Origin of the sequence: Vreelandella stevensii S18214 (assembly GCF_000275725.1) — a bacterium.
GTDB classification, from domain to species: Bacteria; Pseudomonadota; Gammaproteobacteria; order Pseudomonadales; family Halomonadaceae; genus Vreelandella; species Vreelandella stevensii.
Window position 1 is genome coordinate 1 of record NZ_AJTS01000033.1, and the last position, 17,427, is coordinate 17,427.

General features: G+C 61.4%; 12 protein-coding genes. 4 read left to right on the forward strand and 8 right to left on the reverse strand.

The window, feature by feature from the left end; translation table 11 throughout:
- Positions 1-491 (reverse strand): THUMP domain-containing protein (locus HSS18214_RS17905; protein WP_040460877.1); only part of this gene is annotated, 491 nt, incomplete at its 3' end.
- A 410-nt stretch (positions 492-901) separates the two neighbouring features.
- On the opposite strand from HSS18214_RS17905, the gene rmf reads away from it, so the two are divergent.
- Complete coding sequence (gene rmf / locus HSS18214_RS0106495) at positions 902-1,111, forward strand: ribosome modulation factor (protein ID WP_016914479.1); 210 nt, start codon at positions 902-904, stop codon at positions 1,109-1,111.
- Between the two features lie 121 nt (positions 1,112-1,232).
- Here rmf and HSS18214_RS0106500 read toward each other — a convergent pair whose 3' ends face one another.
- From HSS18214_RS0106500 to HSS18214_RS0106520, 5 genes are all read right to left on the reverse strand, one after another.
- Positions 1,233-2,258, reverse strand: coding sequence for a quinone-dependent dihydroorotate dehydrogenase (locus HSS18214_RS0106500; RefSeq protein ID WP_016914480.1), 1,026 nt, complete (start codon positions 2,256-2,258; stop codon positions 1,233-1,235).
- A 134-nt stretch (positions 2,259-2,392) separates the two neighbouring features.
- Positions 2,393-7,216 (reverse strand): NAD-glutamate dehydrogenase, encoded by a 4,824-nt coding sequence (locus tag HSS18214_RS0106505; RefSeq protein WP_016914481.1) that lies wholly within the window; start codon positions 7,214-7,216, stop codon positions 2,393-2,395.
- Between the two features lie 187 nt (positions 7,217-7,403).
- Positions 7,404-8,513 carry a tRNA (uridine(54)-C5)-methyltransferase TrmA gene (gene trmA / locus HSS18214_RS0106510; RefSeq protein ID WP_016914482.1) on the reverse strand — a complete coding sequence of 370 codons (1,110 nt, stop codon included), beginning with the start codon at positions 8,511-8,513 and terminating at the stop codon, positions 7,404-7,406.
- 49 nt (positions 8,514-8,562) lie between these two features.
- On the reverse strand, positions 8,563-9,360 hold the full coding sequence (gene murI, locus HSS18214_RS0106515) for a glutamate racemase (RefSeq protein WP_016914483.1): 798 nt from the start codon (positions 9,358-9,360) through the stop codon (positions 8,563-8,565).
- A gap of 146 nt (positions 9,361-9,506) precedes the next feature.
- Positions 9,507-10,052: a hemerythrin domain-containing protein gene (locus tag HSS18214_RS0106520; protein ID WP_016914484.1), complete on the reverse strand. Its 546-nt coding sequence runs from the start codon at positions 10,050-10,052 to the stop codon at positions 9,507-9,509.
- A gap of 237 nt (positions 10,053-10,289) precedes the next feature.
- On the opposite strand from HSS18214_RS0106520, the gene HSS18214_RS0106525 reads away from it, so the two are divergent.
- On the forward strand, positions 10,290-11,624 hold the full coding sequence (locus tag HSS18214_RS0106525; RefSeq protein ID WP_016914485.1) for a replication-associated recombination protein A: 1,335 nt from the start codon (positions 10,290-10,292) through the stop codon (positions 11,622-11,624).
- A 62-nt stretch (positions 11,625-11,686) separates the two neighbouring features.
- Here HSS18214_RS0106525 and lolA read toward each other — a convergent pair whose 3' ends face one another.
- Both lolA and HSS18214_RS0106535 read right to left on the reverse strand, forming a co-directional pair.
- A complete protein-coding gene (lolA, locus tag HSS18214_RS0106530) occupies positions 11,687-12,340 on the reverse strand; it encodes an outer membrane lipoprotein periplasmic chaperone LolA (RefSeq protein ID WP_016914486.1) in 654 nt (217 codons plus the stop codon).
- A gap of 149 nt (positions 12,341-12,489) precedes the next feature.
- On the reverse strand, positions 12,490-15,699 hold the full coding sequence (locus HSS18214_RS0106535; RefSeq protein WP_016914487.1) for a DNA translocase FtsK: 3,210 nt from the start codon (positions 15,697-15,699) through the stop codon (positions 12,490-12,492).
- A 118-nt stretch (positions 15,700-15,817) separates the two neighbouring features.
- Here HSS18214_RS0106535 and aat point away from each other — a divergent pair, with 118 nt between their 5' ends.
- Both aat and HSS18214_RS0106545 read left to right on the forward strand, forming a co-directional pair.
- Positions 15,818-16,567 carry a leucyl/phenylalanyl-tRNA--protein transferase gene (gene aat, locus HSS18214_RS0106540; protein WP_016914488.1) on the forward strand — a complete coding sequence of 250 codons (750 nt, stop codon included), beginning with the start codon at positions 15,818-15,820 and terminating at the stop codon, positions 16,565-16,567.
- Positions 16,568-16,598: 31 nt separating this feature from the next.
- The gene (locus HSS18214_RS0106545; protein ID WP_026001782.1) at positions 16,599-17,333 is read left to right on the forward strand and encodes an arginyltransferase; all 735 of its coding nucleotides are present in this window, start codon (positions 16,599-16,601) and stop codon (positions 17,331-17,333) included.
- Positions 17,334-17,427: the final 94 nt, after the last annotated feature.

The window sequence follows — 17,427 nt, forward strand, 5'->3', positions numbered from 1 at the left end:
GAGAGGTCGATACCCAGGCTCAGGTTGGCGCGATGCAGGTGCGCATAAAGGCGCAGGTCTGGCGTTTTGGTATCCACATTGGGGCGCTCCTGCCCCGAGAGCTGCAGCGAGTCCACCACCCCGTCCTTGACGGTTTGCGCGCCAAACCGGGTGTGGCGAATGTGCTCGCTACGGCCATGAAAATCCACCGCCAGGGTGCGTCCTGGTGCCAGATGCTGACGCCAGGCAATGCGTGCCACCACATCGCGCACCTGCTCGGCGGTCTCGATCATGCTTTCCCGGGCCAGCAGCAGAATGACGCGGTTGGCTAGTCGCGACCACAGGCAGACCCGATAGGCGGTAGCCTGGTCGGCAGTGAAATAGACACCGGCCACGGTGGTTTTACCAGGCTCGGCGCCCAGCGCTTGCAGCTCGTCTGCCAGCAGGCCTTCGATGCCTTTAGGGCAGGTGGCCAGTAGATTCAAAGAGGGTGTTTGGCTCAGCTCGGTCATGTTCTTCGCCGCGCGTCACTGCGCGATATTCCTGTATATGTCAAATGAGTTTACGTCTTATGACAATTTGATGGTCGACAAGTGACCCCATGATGGTCTATCAATAAAAGGGTAGCTACTAAAAACGCATGCGTTGCTTGTCTGGGTTATTACTGTGCACTTCCGCAAGGAGACTCCTGTAACGACCCACGGCTTGTCGAGTCGGCGGCTTTACCTGTTCAGCACGTGAGTGCTAGACACCAAGGTACTGGCGAGGACTCACTCTTGGACTTGAAGTCACCTCTCGAAGCAGAGTTGGCAGCAATGGTCGGCGTCATGATGGCGCTTGAAAGGAGCTCGGTGAGTAATGAGCTGCCCAATTGCTGGCTGTTTGCTTCTTATCAAAGGTTTTCGTGAAAAGAGGTTAGCCAATGAAACGACAAAAACGTGATCGCTTCCAGCGGGCTTATGTTCACGGCTATAAAGCGGGTGTTACGGGTCGCTCCCGTGATGATTGCCCCAGTCAAGATGTCAATTTACGCGAATACTGGATGAGCGGTTGGCGTGAAGGTCGCGGAGACCAGTGGGATGGCATGGTCGGCGTTTCCGGCATCCATAAAAACCCCATGGTCATGACCTGATTTATTTACCTTTTACACGGACATTTGGAGTACGGAGCCCGCTAGCCAGCGGGCTTTTTATTGCCTACCCCTTTTATTGCCCACCCCTTTATTGCCCACCTCTCCCCCAGCGCTTACCCTCTCAGTGGTCAGAAGCCTGCTTCTTGAGCGCCTCGGCACACTGTTTCACCAGCGTCGGCCCCTGATAAATCAAGCCTGAATAGAGCTGCACCAGGTCGGCACCTGCCTCGATTTTCGCTTGCGCTGCCGCCGCGCTGTCGATGCCGCCCACGCCAATGATCGGCAGGTCAGGCAGTTCGGCACGCAGCAGCCGGATGACCGCATTGGAAGCCTCGAACACCGGTCGGCCCGATAACCCACCGGCTTCCTGCGCCTGGGGGTCCTGCTGAACGGCCTCACGAGACACCGTGGTATTGGTGGCGATCACCCCATCCAACCCATTGCGAGAAATACTGCCTGCTACCAGCGCCACTTCCTCTGCGTTCATGTCGGGGGCAATCTTCACCAGCAGCGGCACCTTGCGGCCCAGCGCGTCGTCCAGCGCCTGGCTGCGGGCACGAATCGGCCCCAGCAGGGCATCCAACTGCTCGCCGAACTGCAGCGTGCGCAACCCCGGCGTGTTGGGCGACGAAATATTCACCGCGATATAATCGGCCACCCCATGCACGGCGTCGAGACACAGCAGGTAGTCATCCAGCGCCTGCTCCACCGAGGTGGTCAAATTCTTGCCGATGTTGATGCCTACGATACCGCCATAGTGGCGCTTCTTGACCTGTGCCACCAGGTGCTCGACGCCCTTGTTGTTGAAACCGAAGCGGTTGATGATGGCCCCGTGTTCGGCCAGGCGAAACAGACGCGGCCTGGGGTTTCCCGGCTGCGCTTTCGGCGTGACGGTGCCCACTTCCACGAAACCAAAGCCCAGCTCACCCAAGGCATCCAGGTGATCGGCATTCTTGTCCAGCCCAGCTGCCAGGCCGACGCGGTTGGCAAAGCGCAGTCCCATCAGCTCGACCGGGTCGCTGACCGGCTCGCCATACAGCCGCTTCACGCCACCGACACGGTGCAGCGTATCCAGCGCGCCAAGCGCCAGACCGTGGGACGTTTCCGCATCCAGGCGGAACATGAGCGAGCGGGCAAGGGTATACATCAGCGAGACACTCCTGGGCGATGGGCTGTGGGCGAGGCGGCCGCAGTATAACGCACTTGGCCCAGCGAGGCAGAATGAAAAGGCCGCGCCCTGGTGAACCAGGGCGCGGCCTTGAGTGGGCCTGTCGTCAGGCGTCAGGCTTCGCTATCGCTCTCGGCCAGGTCCACCAGCTCACGGACGGCGACCGCAAACAGGGCAAAACCGCCTTCACTGCCGCTACGCACCTCTTCGATCAAGCGGCACCAGCGACGGTGCAGCTCGGCGTGCTGCTCCAGCCACTGAGCCACGCGCTCCTGGGTGTCGCGGCTGCCCGCTTCCAGCTTCAATACGCTGGTGGTCAGCGCCAGCTGTTGGCGATCGATATCGTCACGGAAGGTTTCGCGGGCCTGTGCCTGCCAGGCATCGCGCACTTCCAGACGAGTCACCTGCTGGATCATCCACGGTAGCTCCAAGCGGCTGCCAATCTCGTGGAAGACTTCCGCCACCCGCTGGGGCTTCTCGTTGGTCAAGCGGGCCGCCTGAATGATCCCCAGGCTGGCGTACAGGCGCGGTGCCGCAGCCACCGTAGCGGCCAGCGACGCCGGTACCCCGGCTTGCTCCAGCTCGTCACAGCGCGCTTGCCACTCCTGCTGCTCTTCACCGCTGAGCAGCTCACCGATGCTCTCCTGCAGCTGCGCCAGACGCGGTCCGAAGTACTCGATGGTGTCCTGGGTCGACAGCCCCAGGTGCTGACGCAGGAACCAGCGGGTGGCACGACGCACCAGACGCATCAGCTCCAGCATCATGGAGTACTGCACCCGGCTGGAGACCTGGTTGTCCAGCGCTTCGATTTGCGCCCACAGGTCCGCCAGGTTGAAGGCATCACGGGCGACCACGTAGGCCCGGGCAATATCGGCCCGGCCGGCGCCGGTGGAGTCCATCAAGCGGCGCACGAAGACGATGCCCATGTGGTCGACCAGGTCGTTGGCGACCTGAGTGGCCACGATCTCACGCTTCAGGCGGTGCTCGTACATCTCGCCCTGGTAGCGCTCGGTGAGCACCGCCGGGAACAGCCGCTCGAGATGGCGGTGGATGTAGGGGTCGTCGGGCACCTCGGAGTTGATCAAATCACCCTTCAGGGTACTCTTGGCGTAGGAGATCAGCACCGAGAGTTCCGGCAAGCGCATGCCCTGGTCGCTGCTGGCACGCTCCTTGAGCACCTCGTCGGTGGGCAGGAACTCCAGCTCGCGGTCGATCTGACCAGCGGCTTCCAGTTCGCTGATGAAGCGGCGATACGGCCCCATGCCCTGATGGGAAAGAATTTCCGACAGGTCCAGCGCCTGGGTCTGGCGATAGTTGTCCAGAATGACCAGGTTGGCCACTTCGTCGGTCATGTCGGCCAGCAGCTGGTTGCGCTGCTTGTCGGTCATGTCGCCACGCTTGACCACTTCGTCGATCAATATCTTGATATTGACCTCGTGGTCGGAGCAGTTGACGCCCCCGGCATTGTCGATGAAGTCGGTGTAAACCCGCACGCCGTTGGCGGCTGCCTCCATTCGGCCACGCTGGGTGAGACCCAGGTTACCGCCTTCTCCCACGACTCGGCAGTTCAGCTCCTTGCCGTTGATACGCAGCGCATCGTTGGCCTTGTCGCCCACGTCGGCATCGGTTTCATCGGCGCTTTTCACGTAGGTGCCGATACCGCCGTTCCAGATCAGGTCGACCTGGGCCTTGAGCATGGCGCGAATCAGATCATTGGGCGACAGGCGCGCCTCGGTGATTCCGAACACCTGCTGCATTTCCGGGCTGATGGCGATGGATTTGGCGCTGCGGCTGAACACCCCGCCCCCTTGAGAGATCAGCTCGGCGCTGTAATCTTCCCAGCTGGAGCGCGGCAGGTCGAACAGCCGTTGACGCTCGGCAAACGCCGCTGCCGCATCAGGGTTGGGGTCGACGAAGATATGCAGGTGGTTGAACGCCCCCACCAGCTGGATCTTGTCCGACAGCAACATGCCGTTGCCGAACACGTCCCCGGCCATGTCACCGATGCCCACTACAGTAAACAGGTCTTGCTGGGTGTTCACGCCCAGGTTGCGGAAGTGGCGCTTGACCGACTCCCAGGCGCCCCGCGCAGTGATCGCCATTTTCTTGTGGTCGTAGCCGTTGGCGCCGCCCGAGGCGAACGCATCCCCCAGCCAGTGGCCATACTCGACGGAAATGGCGTTGGCGATATCCGAGAACGTTGCGGTGCCCTTGTCGGCAGCCACCACCAGATAGGTGTCGTCGTCATCGTGGCGCACCACGCTCTTCGGCGGCACGACGTCTCCCCCGACCAGATTATCGGTGACGTCCAGCAGCGCCCGAATGAAGATCTGGTAGCAGGCAATGCCCTCTTTCTGCTGGGTTTCACGGTCGGCATTTTCAGGCATGCGCTTGCACACGAAGCCGCCCTTGGCGCCTACCGGCACGATGACCGCGTTCTTCACCTGCTGCGCCTTGACCAGCCCCAGCACTTCGGTACGGAAATCTTCCAGACGATCCGACCAGCGCAGGCCACCGCGCGCCACCTTGCCACCCCGCAGGTGCACGCCTTCGACACGGGGCGAGCAGACGAAAATCTCGTAGGCCGGACGCGGCTTGGGCATGCCGGTCACTTTCGACGGTTCCAGCTTGTAGGCAATGTAATCCTTGAAGCGGCCATCGTCGGTCTTCTGGTAATAGTTGGTGCGCAGCGTGGCCTGGATCAGCTCCATGAAACGGCGCAGCAGCTGGTCGTCATTGAGGCTGGCAACGCCTTCCAGGTGCTCGTTCAGGCGCGCCAGGCAGTCGTCGGTCTGGCCAGGCTGCTGCTGGGCCGGATCGAAGCGCAGGCGGAACAGCTCCACCAGCGTCTGGGTGATCACCGGGTAGTTGGCCAGCGTGGCGGCAATGTAATCCTGGGACATGCCAAAGCGAATCTGCTTCAGATAACGCGCGTAACCGCGCAGCATGGCCACTTCCCGCCAGTCCAGACCGGCCCCGACGATCAGGCGATTGAAGGCATCGTTATCGGCTTCGCCGGCCCAGATACGCTTGAACGCTTCGCTGAACGTGTCGCGCATATCGCCCAGATTGGCGCCCTGGCTGTGCTCCAGCTCGAAGTCGTGTATCCAGTAGCGCTGCTGAGGCGCATTGATATCGTAGGGGCGCTCGCCGATCACGCGCAGGCCGAGATTCTCCATCATCGGCAGTACGTCCGAGAGCGGGATCTGCGATTCGCGATGGAACAGCTTCAGGTTCATGCCGCCTGCCTGCTCTTCCAGCGGACGATACAGGGAGAGCGACAGCGTGTCGCCATTGTCCAGATTCAGCAGGTGCTGAATGTCGAACACCGCCGTGCGGGCGTTGAAGTCTTCGCGGTAGCTGGCCGAGAAGGCATCGTGGAAATTGTCCAGCAGGTGGTTGGCGCGCTCTTCTCCAAACCCTTCGATCATGGCCGCGTGCAGGTCGTCACGCCAGCTGCGCGACAGCCGTGCCACTTTACCCTCCAGACGCTTCAGGTCGTACTGGCTGGGGGTGTCGCCATTGAAGCGCAGGATCAGCTGAATACGCGCCAGCACCGACTCGGAGAGGTAGGTGTTGAAATCGCCAAAGTGCGCATCCAGCTCGTCGCACAGCATGTTCTGAATACGCTGGCGCAGGTCGGTCGAGAACACGTCGCGGGGAACGAAGACCAGGCAGGAGTAGAACTTGCCGCTGACATCGGCGCGGATGAACAGGCGTACCTGACGACGCTCACGGATGTTCAAGATGCCCAGAGAAGTCGTGGCCAGCTCGTCGGTGCCGATCTGGAACAGATCGTCCCGCGGGTACACTTCCAGCACCTGTAGCAGCTGCTTGCCATTGTGGCCCTGAGGGTTGAACCCGGCGATGTCGGTCACGGCTTTCAGCTTGCGACGCAGCAGTGGAATGTTGCGCGGCGACTCGTTATAGACGGTCGCGGTGAACAGGCCAAAGAAGCGACGCTCGCCGATCACGTTGCCATCATCATCGTAGCGGTCCACGGTGATATAGTCGGGGTACGTAGGGCGATGCACCCGGGAGTGATGGGCGCTCTTGGCAAACGAGAGCAGCTGCGGCACCAGCACGTAGTCATTGTGCTCATCCACCCCCTCTTCGGTGCGGATGCGCTCCCGGTAGCGGGGCTGGTCCAGGCGGAACACGCCCAACACGCTGTTGGGGTCACGCTGCAGCTCGCTGCCTTCCAGCAGGTACTCGTCATACCCCAGGAATGTGAAGTTGTCCTTCAACAACCACTCGAGAAACGCAATCGCTTCTTCATGATCGTCGGGGTCGATCTGTGGCGGGCAGTTCTTTTCCAGCTCCTGGATGGCGGAGGTGATCTGCCCGCACATGGCGTCATAATCACCCACTGCCGTGCGCACGTCGCGCAGCACTTCGTGCAGGTTGCGCTCGATATTGGCCAGGGATTCAGGATCGGTATGGCGATCCACCTCGATGACGATCAAGGATTCGCGGGCCTCGGGGGCATGCTCATCCTTGGGCGAGGTCAGCGCCTTGAGCTGGTGCTGGCCATCGCGGGCAACGGCAAACACTGCGTTCTGAATGGCATGTACGGTCAATCCACGCCGGTTGAGCTCGATACGTACCGAATCGACCAGAAACGGCATGTCTTCATGCAGCACGGCCACGAAGGTGTGGTTGGACTGCCAGCCGTGCTCTTCGAAATCGGGGTTGAAGATACGCACTTTAGGGTGCTGACGGTCATGATGCTGGAGAAACTGCCAGATCGAGAGCGTGGCCCCATAGAGGTCGTCAAGACGACGGTCGATCAGGTCCTCGACCGGCACCGTCGCGTAGAAATGGCGCGCGAAGGCTTCGACATCCGCCGCTCGCGCTGGCTCCAGTCGCGCATCCAGGCGCTCTTGTAGCTGCTTCAAAAGATCCCGCCGACTCTCTTCAATCGCAACGTAATGCATCCATCACCTCGACTGCCTGGGGCCACAACCTGGGCCAAAAAAACGAAGGACAATAGGCCTTTAGGCCACGCTACCGGATAGCTTACGCTACCCTCGTCCAGCACCCTAACCATCTGGCATGTTATTCATGGTGTATGCCGCTTGTGCATCATAAGCACTATTGACAAGCGGCCCATGACACTTGCGTTCAAGCGCTACGCCGTGTCAACAGCACCCCGCACTCACAGTGATGGGTAAACGGAAACTGGTCGAACAAGGCAAAACGCTCGATCTGATGGGTTTTGGTGAGCTGCGCCAAATTGTCGGCAAGCGTGACCGGGTTGCATGAAATATAGACGATTTGCGCGTACTCGCTGAGCTGTTCGCAGCTCTGCTCGTCCAGCCCGGCTCTGGGCGGGTCGACCAGCACGGTGGAGAAACGGTAATCGTCCAGCCCCATCTCCGCCACTCGCCGTCCGGCTTTTTCGCCTTTCAGCGCCAGCGCAAACTCCTCCGCCGACATGCGCGCCACGTGCGCGTTGTTGATCCCGTTGGCTTCAAGGTTGACATTGGCGCTGGCCACCGAGGTGCGCGAGATTTCCGTGGCCAGCACGCGCCGGAAATTCTCTGCCAGCGCAATGGTGAAGTTGCCGTTTCCGCAATAAAGCTCGACCAGGTCTTCCTGCTGACGTCCGGCCGTCACTTCACGGGCCCAGCTCAACATCGTTTGGCAGATATGCGCATTGGGCTGGGTAAAACTGTTTTCGACCTGCTGATAGTGCAGCGTACGGCCGTCCACCTCCAGGCGCTCCCAGACGTGGTCACGGCTGAGCACCAGGCGCTGTTTGCGCGAACGGCCAATGATCATGATGCCTAGCTCGGCTTCCAGAGCGCGCGCCTGCTCTTCCCAGGCGTCGTCCAGCGGACGATGGTAAATCAGCGTGACCAGCGCTTCTCCCGACAGCGTGGTCAGAAATTCCACCTGAAACAGCCGACGGCGCAGCACATCGCTGGCCAGAAAGGCATCCCGCAACTGCGGCATCAGCTCGTTGATGCGTTCGCTGGCCACGGCAAACTGGTCCAGACGAATGACCCGCTTCTGTTTGGGATTGTCAGGATCGACCTCGAACATGGCATAGAACAGATCATCGTCTTCATGCCAGATACGAAACTCGCAGCGCTGCCGATAATGACTGGCGGGCGAGGGATACACTTCGAGCCCAAGCGGCGCAAAGTCCGCGAACATCTGTTCCACGTAGGCTTGTTTGTCAGCCAGCTGTTCGGCGTAGCGTGCCGGATCGACGGTGGGGATGGCCAAGGTGGCTCCTATTGACTGGAAAATTGAACTTAGCGGCGGCAGTGCGCCGCTAATCGGCGTTGGGCAGCGCGAGCAGTTGGGGGGCACTGAAACCGTACCGCGCCATGCCATCGGCCAGGGCAGCGGCAGGCGCCGTGGTAAAGCAGCGGCCATCCGGCACGCTGCTGATCAGCGTGGCGGCCACCTGTCCAACGCGCCGCGCGATGGCGTCCCCGGAGTCCACCCAGGCCAGCGGTACGGGGGAGAGTGACACCAGCAGCGGCTGCAGCAACGGAAAGTGCGTGCACCCCAATACCACGGTATCCAGGGCAGGGGTCGCCTGGGTCGCCTCCCAAAGCGGGGCCAACGCCTGCTGAATATGAGCAGCGTTCAGCGGCTTTCCCGCCAACCAGGCTTCGGCTTCCACTACCAGCGGGTCTGCTGCCAGCCGCGTGACGCGGCAGTCGCTGGCGAAGCTTTCGATCAATCCTTGGGTGTAAGGGCGGTTGACCGTGGCCGAGGTGGCCAGCAGGCCAATATGGCGCGTCGTGCTGACCTGCGCGGCGGGTTTGATGGCAGGCACCGTACCAATCACCGGCACCGCCAGCGCCTGACGCAGCGCTTCCAGCGCCAGCGTGCTGGCCGTGTTACACGCCACCACCAGCACGCTGGCCTGGCAGGCGGCCACGGCGGCCTGGCAAACGTCCACGATACGCTTGGCCAGCACCACGTCATCGCGCAGACCGTAAGGAAGCCAGGCATTATCGCAGGCGTAACACAGCGAGGCGTGGGGGTAGTGCTGACGCAGCGACTGAGCCACGGACAGCCCACCCACCCCCGAGTCGAACACCAGTACGGGGCCGGGCATCAGTGGTTACCCAGCCGATCAATCGATATTGGGGATACGTTGCCCACCCTGCGCTGCCCTCTTTGCATGAACGTTTGCATAGATAATCAAAACGGGGCGCTAGTTTAACACGCCCCGTGCAGCGCTGAAGGGGGACACCGCGGGAATTACAGCGAGGGCACCTCGGCACCGCGCAACTCGGCGTAAAGCTCAGGATAGGCCAGCTGTAAACGCTCGAGTTCTTTCTCCGCACCTTCCGGCAGCGCCTGGCGCAGCTCTTCCAGCTCATCGGACGTGAAGTGCTGGTCGATCAGGGGGAACAGCCCTTCCCGCTCGTGGCGCAGATAGGCGCGGTGCGCTTCCAGATAAGACTTCAGGTCGTCCGCGAAGCGGTCCATGGGTAGAATGTTGTCCATGAGAATCATATCGATATCATGGGACAGGCGCATCAAGCGAGGCTTTAGCTCACGGTAGTCATCGGCCATTTGGGTCATCAGCGGCTGATGCTCCGTAGCTTGCGCTTGCAGCCGCTCGACGCAGATTCGTTCGAGAGGCGCGGCAAAACCATCCATGTAAGACAAGATGTAGTCGACCACTTCACGCATTAGTTGGAAGTCAGGCCGCTCTCCTTCGGCCAGCGTTTTATGCTTGAGCTGAAGCACATGCAGCATGCGCGCCATATTGGCATGATCCAGACGCAGTTGGTTTAACATCTTGCCGTCTCCTTTGATAAGTATCGTACCCCGTGCTTCCCCTACCGAAACCAGGGTACGCGACCATGATCAGGGTTCTACTACACTAGCGTTAATCCTTGTCTTGCGCCTGGGGATTTAGCCAACCAATGCAGAACTTCCCAGTTACGCCCAAAGGTAGCCTGACGTAGCGCTACTTACCACAGACACTTGTTAAGCATTGAATGTTCAACGTAACGATTTACAACGGAAGTTGCCATGGACCTTTTTGACGCCCAACCCGCCGAGGAGGCGCCGCTTGCCTATCGCATGCGCCCTCTAACCCTCAACGAATACGTTGGCCAGCAGGCGCTGGTGGGGCCAGACAAGCCGCTGCGCCGCATGGCCGAATCGGGTGTCGTTCGCTCGATGATTCTCTGGGGCCCCCCCGGCGTGGGCAAGACCACCCTGGCCGAACTGCTGGCCCGCGCCTCCGAAACGCACCTGGAGCATTTGAGTGCCGTGATGGCCGGGGTCAAGGAAATTCGGCTGGTGGTCGAGGGCGCCCGCCAGCGTCAGACACCCACGTTGCTGTTTCTGGATGAGATTCATCGGCTCAACAAGAGCCAGCAGGACGCGCTGTTGCCCCACGTGGAGTCAGGGCTGCTGACCCTGATCGGCGCGACCACGGAAAACCCCTCCTTCGAGGTGAATTCGGCGCTGCTTTCCCGCGCTCGGGTCTACGTGCTCAAGTCGCTCTCTCAGCAAGAGCTGATACAGGTGATGCAGCAGGCCCTCGACAGCGACAGCCGAGGGCTCGGCAAACGGCGCATTCAGGTGGAACCGGGGGTGCTGGAAGCGCTGGCCCACGCCAGCGCTGGCGATGCCCGGCGGGCCTTGGGGCTGCTGGAGACGGCCTGCGACTTCACCGACGCCGTCGCAGGCCGGGAAGTGCTGCGTAAGGCGGTACTGGCCGACGTGGTGGGCCACCAGGCTAGCGCCTTCGACAAACAGGGGGATGCCTACTACGACCTGCTGTCGGCCATTCACAAGTCGGTTCGCTCATCGCGCCCGGACGCCGCCCTGCTGTACATGGCGCGCTTTCTTCAGGGAGGTGGCGATCCGCTGGATATCGTGCGCCGTTTGACGGCCATTGCCTCGGAAGATGTGGGCAATGCCGATCCACGAGCACTGCCACTGGTGATCGCCGCCTGGGATGCCTACCTGCGGCTGGGTGATTACGAAGGCCAACGCGCCATTGCCCATGCCGCCATTCACCTGGCAGTGGCACCCAAGAGCAACCGGGTCGACCAGGCCTGGAAAAGTGCTCGACAGTTCGTGGCACAGCAGCCTCAGCTGGAAGTCCCCAGCTACCTGCGTAACGCCCCAACCAAACTCATGGAGCAATTGGGGCATGGGCAAGGTTACCGCTACGCCCATAATGAGCCCCACGGCTACCCGGCAGGCAGCGCACACGATTGCTGGCCAGACGAAGTACCAGCAGCCCGCTTTTACGAACCCAGTGAGCTGGGTCAGGAGAAACGCTTTGCCGAGATCATGGCCTGGCGAGCACAGCAGGACCAACAAGCAGATCAGGCACCCGAAAGTGCCTGATCAAGAGGTGCTAATACAGAGATGCCAAGCGGAAAGAGCGTTTTAAACAGCAAGCACGCTGCCTACCACTCTTCACGGATGACGTCGGTGCCGTCCGGGATGTCGAAGTCGAACAGGCTGCGGTCGATGCTGCCATTGCGGGTGATATCGCTGAAGGTAATCGAAGTACGCTGCCCGGTGCTGTCCATCATCCACAGCTCGGTCAGGGTTTGCTGGTCGAACACCATGCTGAGCTCTTCGAACAGCGTATCGGCAGAGGTGGGAATCAGCGTAAAGACGTCATCGCCATCCTGCTGCTCGTAGAACACGTCGTAGCTGGCCGTCAGCTCGGTGGCACTTCCGGAAAGCAGTAGCGCCGGCGTGTGCGTGACACGGTCATCCATGGCCTGAACGGTGACCTGCTCCAGGTCCGGGTCGTACAGGTAAACGTCTTCCCCATCGGACACGACGGTTTGCGAATAAGGAGCGTCGACTTCCCAGCGCAGCAAGCCAGGACGTGACAGCCACATTTCGCCATGAGCACTTTGCAGGCGCTGGCCGCTGCCATCGAGAATCCGCTGCTCGAAGCTGGCATGGTAGTTCTCGAGAGGGTCGAGACGCTCGGTGAGGCGTTCGGCCGCTTCGTTGGCCCAGGCCATGGGTGCGGCAAAGGTAAGCCCCAGTGCGCTAGCAGCCAATGCCAATGCAGGCGAGCGACGTTGAGTAGGTTCGCGCATAGTGATTCTCCCTAGGCAGTCATTGCCAAAAGCGGATGAGGCACGGAGCAAGCGCTGCTCCTGATGCCATTCAGACGCGAAAAACGCCGCAGGGTTGCACCTGCGGCGCGACTTTCACGCTTGTTGCATGATTGACGAATACCGATGGCTCAATGGCCCACCGGCGGCGGCGCCAGCACCTCGCGGGAACCGTTGCCCCCCATGGAGGAGACCACGCCTGCCCCTTCCATGGCTTCCACCAGGCGTGCCGCGCGGTTGTAGCCAATCTTGAAACGGCGCTGAACCGCCGAGATGGACGCCTTGCGCGTTTCCGTGACGAACTGGACCGCCTCATCGTACAGCGCATCCTGCTCGGCATCGTCACCCTCTACGCCTTCGGCTTCGAGGCCCGTCAGCGCATCGGCTGAAACACCGCCCGACAGAATCTCGTCGATGTACTCCGGCTCACCGCGACGCTTCCAGTCATCGACGACCCGGTGCACTTCATCGTCATCCACGAACGCGCCATGGACCCGGTTGGGCGGGCCCGACCCGGCCGGCAGGTAGAGCATGTCGCCATGCCCCAGCAGGCTCTCTGCACCGCCCTGGTCGAGAATGGTACGAGAGTCGATCCGTGACGATACCTGGAACGCCATCCGCGAGGGAATATTGGCCTTGATCAAGCCCGTCACCACATCCACCGAAGGGCGCTGGGTGGCCAGAATCAGGTGGATACCGGCCGCCCGTGCTTTCTGGGCCAGTCGGGCAATCAGCTCCTCCACCTTCTTGCCCACGATCATGAACATGTCGGCGAATTCGTCGATGACCACCACGATATAGGGCAGTTTTTCCAGTATCGGCGGTGTCTGGTGCATCTCCCAGGGCTCCGGCTCCCACAGAGGGTCAGCCACCTGGGCACCGGCGCGGGCGGCCTCCTCCAACCGACCATTGAAGCCCGCAATGTTGCGCACCCCCATGGCAGCCATCAGCTTGTAACGACGCTCCATTTCCGCCACGCACCAGCGCAGGCTGTTGGCGGCCTCTTTCATGTCCGTCACCACGGGGGCCAGCAGATGCGGAATGCCATCGTATACCGAAAGCTCCAGCATCTTGGGGTCGACCATGATCAGCTTCAGCTCGTCAGGCTTGGCCTTCAGCAGCATCGAGATCAGCATCGCATTGACCCCGACCGACTTACCCGATCCGGTGGTACCGGCCACCAGCAGATGCGGCATCTTACCCAGATTGGCGACCACGGGTCCGCCACCGATGTCCTGGCCAAGGGCCATGGTCAGCGGTGAGCTCTCCTGCTGGTAGCGATCGGAGTCGATCACTTCACGCAGCCGAATCATGGCCCGATGAGGGTTGGGTATTTCGATACCGACCGTAGGACGGCCCGGAATGACCTCGACCACGCGCACGCTTTTCACCATCAGCGAGCGTGCCAGATCCTTGGCCAGGTTACTGATCTTGGAGACCTTCACCCCGGCGGCTGGCTTGATTTCGAAGCGCGTGATGACCGGCCCGGGCCAGGTGTCCACGACCTCTGCCTTGACCCCGTATTCACGCAGCCGGACTTCCAGCAGTTCGGCCATGTCCGCCAGCTGCTCGTCGGTATAGTTGGGCTGATGGGGCTCGGGTGGGGTCAGCAGTTGCAGACTGGGTACCTCCCCCTCGGGCTCATCCTGGGTCTCGAAACTGGGTCGCTGACTCTGCAAATGCTCGACGGTCCACAGCGTAGGGCCGTTATCGGGCTCTGCCTCCGGCGGCGTATCTGCCGCCAGGGTTGGCTCATGGCGTGGCCCTGCCGCCACCGGTGCTGGGCTGACAGGCAGCTCTTCGTCATCCTCGTCCCATACCGGCTCGGGCACGACCTCGGGCACCCGCTCGCGGCGTGGCTCTGCCGCCAAGCGCACCGGGGTCGGTTCAGCCGGTGTCGATGCAGCCAGATGTTCGGGAACGACGGCCAGCGGCGCCTCCTGGCGTGTCTCATCGGCCGGGTCGCGGGCGCTCAGCGACGTGGGCGCGGCCAGCGCGGCATCGTCTTCTCGGGAGGCCCTCAGCGGCGCCTCCTCAGACACGGGTTCATCGGCCACTGATTCAGCGAGAGCTGGCTCATCGACCACCGGTTCATCGACTGTCGGCTCGTCAATCTTTGAGTCGGGCGCTGTCGGCTGCGACGCGGCAGACGGCGTCTCCGTGGCGGAAAACGACATCATTGGTTCACGCGACGGCTCGACCGACTCCTCGACGAACGCCCGGGCAGGTACTGCAACCTCGGGAGCGCTCTCTTCCTGCACGGGCGCAGCAGGCGCCTGTGCAGCTGGCTCGGGGCTCGGAGCCGATGAGGCACTCGCCGGTGCGGCATGGCGCTCGCTCAGTACGGCCGCTGCCTCCCAGGGGATAGAGGTATCGCTATCAGAAGCCGTTGCCGTCAGGCCGGGTTCACGACGCTCACGACGCGGCGCAGGTGAGCGCTCGCTTACCTCGTCATCGCCACGGCGGGCTGAAATGGGTGTACTGCTTCCCTGAGGTTCGGGCGTGGCATAGAAGGCATCGTCCGGGTCGGGCTCTGGGTCGGTGCTGGTATCGCTGGGCTCGACCCAGGAGCGCTTTTTCACCTTGCTGGCCGCCGCTTTTCCCGCCGCGCGAACGGCTGCACGTTCGGCACGCTTTTCGCGGCGTTTGGCACGACGCGCACTGAACCAGCCGCCCACTCGGCAGAGCCTGCGCCCTACCTCATCGGCCACTTGCAGCCAGGAAGTACCGCTGAACAGCGGAAAACCAATCAGAATCAACGCCGCAGCAATCAAGCCCACCCCACCGCTGCCCACCAGCGGCTTCAGCGTCCCCACCAATCCTTCTCCCAGAATTCCTCCAGAAGCGTAAGGCAAAATACTGTTGGGATGATAAAAATGCAGTGCGCCCAGCGTGGTGGTGCCAAACATCAGCAGCACGAGGCCACCCGCCCGCACGGCAATGGCCACCGGGTCCAGCTCGAAACGCACCTGGCGTGAGCGCATCAACCACCAGGCCGAATAGCCAAACATGGCAGGCCACCATAGAGCGCTGGCCCCCAACAGTGAATAGAGCACGTCGGCCAGCCAGGCGCCGACCGGGCCCATCCAGTTACGTACCTGCGTCTCAGGCCCCTGGTAAGACCAGCCCGGATCTGCCGGGTGATAGCTAAACAGTGATAACAGCAAGAAGACGCAGATGGCCAACATCACCACCACGACGCCTTCACGGGCCGAGCCCTGCAGGCGCAGGCCGAACCGGCGCGCCTTGTCCTTTGCCGCCGTGACACGTGTCGATGAACGAGATGGTGACTGGCGCGCGTTACGCTGCGTTCGCTTGTCTACCGTCTTATTTACTTTCAAGCGATTCTCCCTTTACACCACACTGGTGTCTTTAATCCACTTGCGAGTTTGCATCATACCGAGCATCCTTCCGCCGTCACAGCGCTTCTAATCAAGCTACATGTCACAGGAGCAAGCGATGCTACCCTGGCTCTCTTCGCCAACCCCCTTTTTCCCGTCGACCGAGCAGGCATTGGCGTCGCCCAACGGCCTGCTGGCTGCCGGTGGAGAGCTTACCCCAGCGTGGCTGGTCGAGGCTTACCGAAAGGGTATTTTCCCCTGGTACAGCGATGACGACCCCATTTTGTGGTGGAGCCCGGACCCACGCATGGTGTTATTGCCTGCACAGTTTAAGCTACGTCGCAGCTTAGCTAAACGCCTGCGCCATGGTGGCTTCAGTGTGACCCTGGATCAACACTTTTTAGCCGTGCTGGATGCCTGCGCCGCGCCGCGCAAGGGCGAGCCCGGCACCTGGATCACCGCCGAGATGCGCCACGCGTATCACGCCCTGCACACCCAGGGCATCGCCCATAGCATCGAAGTGCATCAGGCGGGGAATTTGGTGGGTGGCCTGTATGGCCTGGCCATGGGGCCGGTGTTCTTCGGCGAATCCATGTTCTCGCGCGTGCCCGATGGTTCCAAGATCGCTCTCGCCCATCTGGCATATGCCATGCAGTCCCACGGCGGCCAGCTGATCGACTGCCAGATGCACACCCCCCACTTAGCCAGCCTGGGCGCAACAACAGTCGCTCGCCGCACGTTCATCAACTATCTTGAACAGTGGTTACCGGAAAAAACATTCTGCTTACCCACTACCCCTGATCAGACGCCTGTCGTACCCGCTTCACCCTGGCTCGATGCGCTGCCGAATGCCATCGGGGCGAGATGACGGCGTCACTGTCCAACCAAGGAGGCAAGCCGTGAGTAGTAACGCTCCTCGCCGCCCCGTGCGGGATCTGCGCTTCTTCCTGACCGTCCCTCATGCCTGCAGCTACCTTCCCGACAAGGAAGCGACCACGCTGTTTCTCGACCCACAGGAGTCGCCTGTCCCCGGGGTATACGACTCGCTATCCCTGCTCGGGTTTCGTCGCAGCGGGCGACACTTGTACCGCCCACACTGCGAAGGCTGCAACGCATGTCGTTCGGTGCGCATTCCCGTCAACGGCTTCAAGCCCAACCGCACCCAGCGCAAGGTTTGGCAACGTAATATGGATATCACGGTGCGCGTCATGCCCGCCCACTTCGACCCCGGCCACTACGCGCTGTATGCCGATTATATTCGGTTGCGCCATGCCGACGGTGATATGTACCCGCCCAGCCGTGACCAGTACCGTACTTTCCTGACGCTGCAGGAGCCCTACGCCCATCTGATGGAGCTGCGGCTGGAAGATGAGCTGGTGGCCGTGGCCGCCTTCGACCAACTGGAGCACGGGCTGTCGGCCATTTACACGTTTTTCAAAGTGGACGACGCGCTGGAAAAACGTTCGCTGGGTACCTACGCCATCCTGCAGCTCATCGCGCTTTGCGAAAGCAGACAGTTGCCGCACCTTTACCTGGGCTACTGGATAGAGGAGTGCCGCAAGATGCGCTATAAGCAGGCGTTTTCACCCATCGAGGTGCTGGACGGGCGCCATTGGCGGCCTTTAATTCGTTAAACAGGCCAGCTTTTTTGCCTTGACGCCAGGCTTACGGCACAATATAGCGCTGTTGCTGAGCGCATCGGACCTTTGCCGATGCGCGACAAGTGAA